Annotated in this window: 4 protein-coding genes; 2 read left to right on the top strand and 2 right to left on the bottom strand. The window is 35.4% G+C overall.

What is annotated here, in order from left to right; all coding sequences use genetic code 11:
- Positions 1 to 429 precede the first annotated feature (429 nt).
- Positions 430 to 975: a DUF6252 family protein gene (locus APR43_RS24190; RefSeq protein ID WP_053474520.1), complete on the top strand. Its 546-nt coding sequence runs from the start codon at positions 430 to 432 to the stop codon at positions 973 to 975.
- A gap of 474 nt (positions 976 to 1,449) precedes the next feature.
- Here APR43_RS24190 and carB read toward each other — a convergent pair whose 3' ends face one another.
- Positions 1,450 to 4,305 carry a carbamoyl-phosphate synthase large subunit gene (gene carB / locus APR43_RS24185; RefSeq protein WP_053474519.1) on the bottom strand — a complete coding sequence of 952 codons (2,856 nt, stop codon included), beginning with the start codon at positions 4,303 to 4,305 and terminating at the stop codon, positions 1,450 to 1,452.
- A gap of 148 nt (positions 4,306 to 4,453) precedes the next feature.
- Positions 4,454 to 4,615: a 50S ribosomal protein L34 gene (gene rpmH, locus APR43_RS24180; protein ID WP_008464848.1), complete on the bottom strand. Its 162-nt coding sequence runs from the start codon at positions 4,613 to 4,615 to the stop codon at positions 4,454 to 4,456.
- A gap of 167 nt (positions 4,616 to 4,782) precedes the next feature.
- Between rpmH and APR43_RS24175 the strand changes: the two genes are divergently transcribed.
- Positions 4,783 to 5,298 (top strand): hypothetical protein, encoded by a 516-nt coding sequence (locus APR43_RS24175; protein ID WP_053474518.1) that lies wholly within the window; start codon positions 4,783 to 4,785, stop codon positions 5,296 to 5,298.
- Positions 5,299 to 5,821: the final 523 nt, after the last annotated feature.

Here is a 5,821-nt window from a genome sequence, read left to right as displayed (position 1 = left end):
GCAGTGCGTCTTATGCGCAAAGTATAACAAACGTGAATATTGGACGTAGTCGTACTGTTGTGCACCTCTACACAAAATTGGAAATGAATATTTCTTCGACAAAAAATAACCACAAAGCATATCGTAGAGACGCACAGCAGTGCGTCTTATGCGCAAAGTATAACAAACGTAAATACTAGACGTAGACGCACTGCTGTGCGTCTCTACGGAAAATTGGGACGAATTATTAAAATTTTCGACCAAAAAATACACAAAGCATATCGTAGAGACGCACAGCAGTGCGTCTTATGCGCAAACTAAAAAAAACAAAAAGCTCCAATTTTCATTGGAGCTTTTTTTAATGTATAATATACATTTTTTCTAATCTTACAAATTAAATGTTAAAATAAATTCATTTACATTTACTACTTAATATAACAAATACCAATAATGAAAACACCAAAAATCTTATTTCTATTTTTACTTTTAGCATTAAACAGCTGTTCAAGCGATGACAACGAAAACCCTGAAGAACCGGAAACATCAAAATTTGCAATGACAGCAAAAGTTGACGGTACTTTATGGGAAATGCAAAATCCGTTTGGATCAGATTATGCTACAAAAACATTATTTGATATGTATCCTGCAGAAGAATACATTCTTTTACAAGGAAGAAACAAAAATTTTGTAGATGAAATTAGACTTTACATTAAAAGAAGCGATCTAAAAGTTGGTACATATCCTATAACAAAAAACACTTTTGACGCTTCTAAAACACAAGTTGAAATCTCATTTAACACTAAAGGAAAAAGTCAATATCCTGTTAATGGTTCAGTATCAATTACAGCGATTGACTTAACTGCTAAAAAAGTAACCGGAACATTTTCATTTAATTGTGTAGATGATGATGATGAACCAATTAGCGCTGCTAATCCTGTTACAACAAAAGTAACCGATGGTACTTTTAGCTACAGATATGATGTACCAGAGAAATAATTCTGATATATTTCCATATAAAAAAGCTCCTTTATAATGGGAGCTTTTTTATTTTAATCCTATCGTGAATACTGGATGTAGACGCACTGCTGTGCGCCTCTACAGAAAATTGGGATGAATATTTTCTCAACAACAAATAACACAAAGCATATCGTAGAGACGCACAGCAGTGCGTCTTATGCGCAAAGTAAATAACAGAGCTTGAATACTGGGCGTAGACGCACTGCTGTGCGTCTCTACAGAAAATTGAAATGAATATTTTCTTCATGCGCAAAGTATAGAAAAAGTGAATACTGGGCGTAGGCGCACTGCTGTGCGCCTCTACAGAAAATTGGGATGAATATATATTTTATTCAACAAACAAATACACAAAGCATATCGTAGAGGCGCACAGCAGTGCGTCTTATGTGCAAAGTAAAAAAGAAAAAAGCTCCAATTTACATTGGAGCTTTTTTGTTATAATAGAATCTGAGCTTATTTACTCAAATACATTTTTCTTCTAGAGTACAATTCGTAGAATTGATCATCTTTTAAGTCATCAATAAACAAGATGCTTTCTCCTGTTGATTTCATTTCTGGTCCTAACGCTTTGTTTACGTTCGGGAATTTGCTGAAAGAGAAAACCGGTTGTTTGATTGCGTATCCTTTTAATTGCGGATTAAAATCAAAGTCAGTTACTTTACTATGACCTAACATTACTTTAGTAGCGTAGTTTACATAAGGCTCTCCGTAAGCTTTTGCAATAAACGGAACCGTTCTTGAAGCTCTTGGGTTTGCTTCGATAATATAAACCGTATCATCTTTTATCGCAAACTGAATATTGATCAAACCAACTGTTTTTAAAGCTCTTGCAATTTTATGCGTATGATCTTTAATTTGCTGCATTACGAATTCTCCTAAGTTAAAAGGAGGCAATGTTGCATTACTATCTCCAGAGTGAACTCCGCAAGGTTCGATATGCTCCATAATTCCTATGATGTACACATTTCCGTCTGCATCACAAATCGCATCCGCTTCGGCTTCAATTGCTCCGGCTAAGTAGTGATCTAAAAGTAATTTGTTTCCTGGAATTGTTTTCAACAAATCGATAACGTGCTCTTCAAGCTCTTTTTTGTTGATTACAATTTTCATTCCCTGACCTCCTAATACATAAGAAGGACGAATTAAAAGCGGGAAATCTAAACTATCCGCTAATTTTGAAGCTTCGTCTGCCGTTTCAGCGATTCCGAATCTTGGGAAAGGAATATGTAATTCTGTCAATAAATCTGAGAATCTTCCTCTGTCTTCTGCTAAGTCAAGTGCATCAAAACTAGTTCCGATGATTTTTACACCGTATTTAGATAATTTATCAGCTAATTTAAGAGCCGTCTGACCACCAAGCTGAACGATTACACCTTCTGGTTTTTCGTGCTGAATGATGTCATAAATATGCTCCCAGAAAACTGGTTCGAAGTATAGTTTATCAGCCGTATCAAAATCTGTTGAAACTGTTTCAGGATTACAGTTAATCATGATTGTTTCGTAACCACATTCTTTTGCTGCTAAAACTCCGTGTACACAAGAATAATCAAACTCAATTCCCTGCCCAATTCTGTTTGGTCCTGAACCTAAAACGATGACTTTCTTTTTATCTGTTACGATACTTTCATTATCCACAAAACGTTCTCCGTTTGCTTTTTCGATTTCTGCTTCAAAAGTGGAGTAGTAATAAGGAGTTTTTGCTTTAAATTCAGCCGCACACGTATCAACCAGTTTAAATACACGGTTGATGTTTTTCTCCATACGTAAAGAATGTACTTCACTTTCCAGACAGTTCATCATGTGAGCTAATTGTCTGTCGGCGAAACCTTTTTGTTTGGCTTCAAGTAATAATTCTTTAGGAAGGTTTGAAACTTTATAGTTCGAAATTTCTTTTTCCAGAACATAAAGTTCTTCATATTGTTTTAAGAACCACATGTCGATTCTTGTAATTTCATGAATTCTGCTCAACGGAATTCCCATTGCGATGGCATCATAAATTACAAAAACTCTGTCCCAGCTTGCATACGTAAGCTTTTCGATGATTTGTTCGTAATCTTTATATCCTTTTCCGTCAGCTCCTAGACCGTTTCTTTTAATTTCTAAAGATTGGGTTGCTTTATGAAGCGCTTCCTGAAAAGAACGTCCAATTCCCATAACCTCACCTACAGATTTCATCTGAAGACCTAAAGTTCTGTCTGATCCTTCAAATTTATCGAAGTTCCAACGTGGTATTTTTACGATTACATAATCTAAAGTTGGCTCAAAAAGAGCCGAAGTCGATTTTGTAATTTGGTTTTGTAATTCATCTAAGTTATATCCTAAAGCCAGTTTAGAAGCAATTTTTGCAATTGGATAACCTGTTGCTTTTGATGCTAAAGCTGATGAACGAGATACACGAGGGTTAATCTCGATGGCTACGATATCTTCTTTATCATCTGGAGAAACTGCGAATTGTACGTTACATCCTCCAGCAAAATTTCCGATACTTCTCATCATTAAAATTGCGTAGTCACGTAATTTCTGGAAAGTTGTATCAGATAAGGTCATTGCCGGCGCAACGGTAATCGAATCTCCTGTGTGGATTCCCATTGGGTCCATATTTTCGATAGAACAAATAATGACAACATTATCGTTTTTATCTCTTAAAAGCTCTAATTCGTACTCTTTCCATCCCATTAAAGCTTTATCAATTAAAACTTCGTGAATTGGAGACGCTTCAAGTCCGCGGGTTAAAAGCTCATCAAAATCTTCTTTTTTGTAAACTACCGCTGCTCCTGTTCCACCAAGTGTAAACGATGGACGAATTACAAGCGGAAAACCAAATTCCTGTGCAATTTCTTTTCCTTCTAAGTATGAAGTAGCTGTTTTTGCAGGTGCAGTTGGTACATTTATTCTTTCTAAAAGCTGTTTAAACTGCTCTCTGTCTTCGGTAATATTAATTGCATTTACATCAACTCCTATTAATCTTACTCCGAAATCCTGCCAGATTCCTTTTTCTTCAGCTTCCAGACACAAGTTCAAAGCCGTCTGCCCTCCCATTGTTGGCAAAACTGCATCAATTTGCGGGTGTTCCTTCAGAATTTCAATAATCGATTTAGTAGTTAATGGTTTCAAATAAATATGATCGGCCATAGATGGGTCGGTCATAATTGTCGCTGGATTGGAGTTAATTAAGATAACTTCAATTCCCTCTTCACGAATCGAACGTGCAGATTGAGATCCTGCATAATCGAATTCGCAAGCTTGACCAATAACAATAGGTCCCGAACCTATTATTAAAACTGATTTAATTGATGTGTCTTTAGGCATTTTGTATGTATTGTGTAGTTATATAAAAGTATTTTAAAAAACATTCTTAGTGTACTAAAAACTAGAATGTTGAGAAAATTTTTACCGACAAGGTATAAAAAAAGGCGATACTAAAAAAGTAATCGCCTTATGTATGTTTATACAAACATTATTTTTTGTGTCTAGGTTCGCTAGAAACAGTCAATTTATGTCTTCCTTTTGCTCTTCTACGCGCTAGAACTTTTCTTCCATTCGCAGAAGCCATTCTGTCCATAAATCCGTGCTTATTTCTTCTTTTTCTTTTCGATGGTTGAAATGTTCTTTTGCTCATTGCTTTGTATCTTTAAAATGGTGTCTATTATCTGTTTTTCTGTTTTTGAATTCCGTTGCTCAAAAACCGAGTGCAAATATACAAAGACTTTTTTTTCTGGCAAGTAGTTTTATAAAAATATTTTTAATTCATTTTACTATATTTGCAATCACAAATTTACATGAATTATGTTTAATAAAATTATCAAACTTATTTTGGCCGGACTTCTTATAATAGCTGGCGTTTGGCAAATTGTAGACAAAGAAACCGGTAATGGTATCTTCCTTATATTATTGTCTGCAATTCCTATTTTTCTTTATTTTAAAAATGAATTTATCCTTTTAGCCTTTCTTAAATTAAGAAAACAAGACTTCGAAGGGGCTAAAAAATGGTTAGCATACATCAAAAATCCAGAAACTGCTTTAGTAAGAAAACAACAAGGATATTTTAATTACCTTCACGGTATCATGCTTTCGCAGACTAATTTAATTCAGGCTGAGAAACATTTCAAAAAAGCGATCGAGCTTGGACTATCAATGGATATGGATCTTGCTGTAGCTAAATTAAACCTTGCCGGAGTAGCAATGTCACGCCGCAGAAAACTGGAAGCTACTAATTTATTAGCCGAAGCTAAAAAATTAGACAAACAAGGAATGCTGAAAGAGCAAATCTCGATGATGAAAGAACAAATGAAGAAAATCTAACGATTTTTAAATTACAATATTTTAAATCCCAAATTCCAAAAAGAGTTTGGGATTTTTTTATTTTAGATTTCTGAGTTTAGATTTTAGATTTTTTGCTCCTTATAAAAATATCAGATACAGTTTGTCATCCTGAACACCAGTGTTAACCACACAGTTTGTCATTGCGAGGAACGAGAAATCTGCGCAAGAAGCTCGACAAAGATTAGCGATATACTTTATGCGCATTTTTTTTTCATCCTGAGGAACGAAGGATCGCACTCACTGATCGACAAAGATTGGCGATTTAGTTTGTGGAGTTACTTGCGCAGATCCCTCGTTCCTCGGGATGACAAGATTGTGGGGAAAAGTTTTTGCATCTTTTGTGTCATTTCGACCGAAGGGAGAAATCTGCGCAAGAAGCTCGACAAAGATTGGCGATTTAGTTTGTGGAGTTACTTGCGCAGATCCCTCGTTCCTCGGGATGACAAGATTGGGTGAAGATTCTGTAACCGTACAGTTTGTCATCCTGAGCGAAGTCGAAGGA

Origin of the sequence: Flavobacterium sp. NLM, from assembly GCF_002210235.1 — a bacterium.
Lineage (GTDB): Bacteria > Bacteroidota > Bacteroidia > Flavobacteriales > Flavobacteriaceae > Flavobacterium > Flavobacterium panici.
Note: the sequence above shows the minus strand (reverse complement) of the source record. Positions and strands in the feature narration are given on the sequence as shown.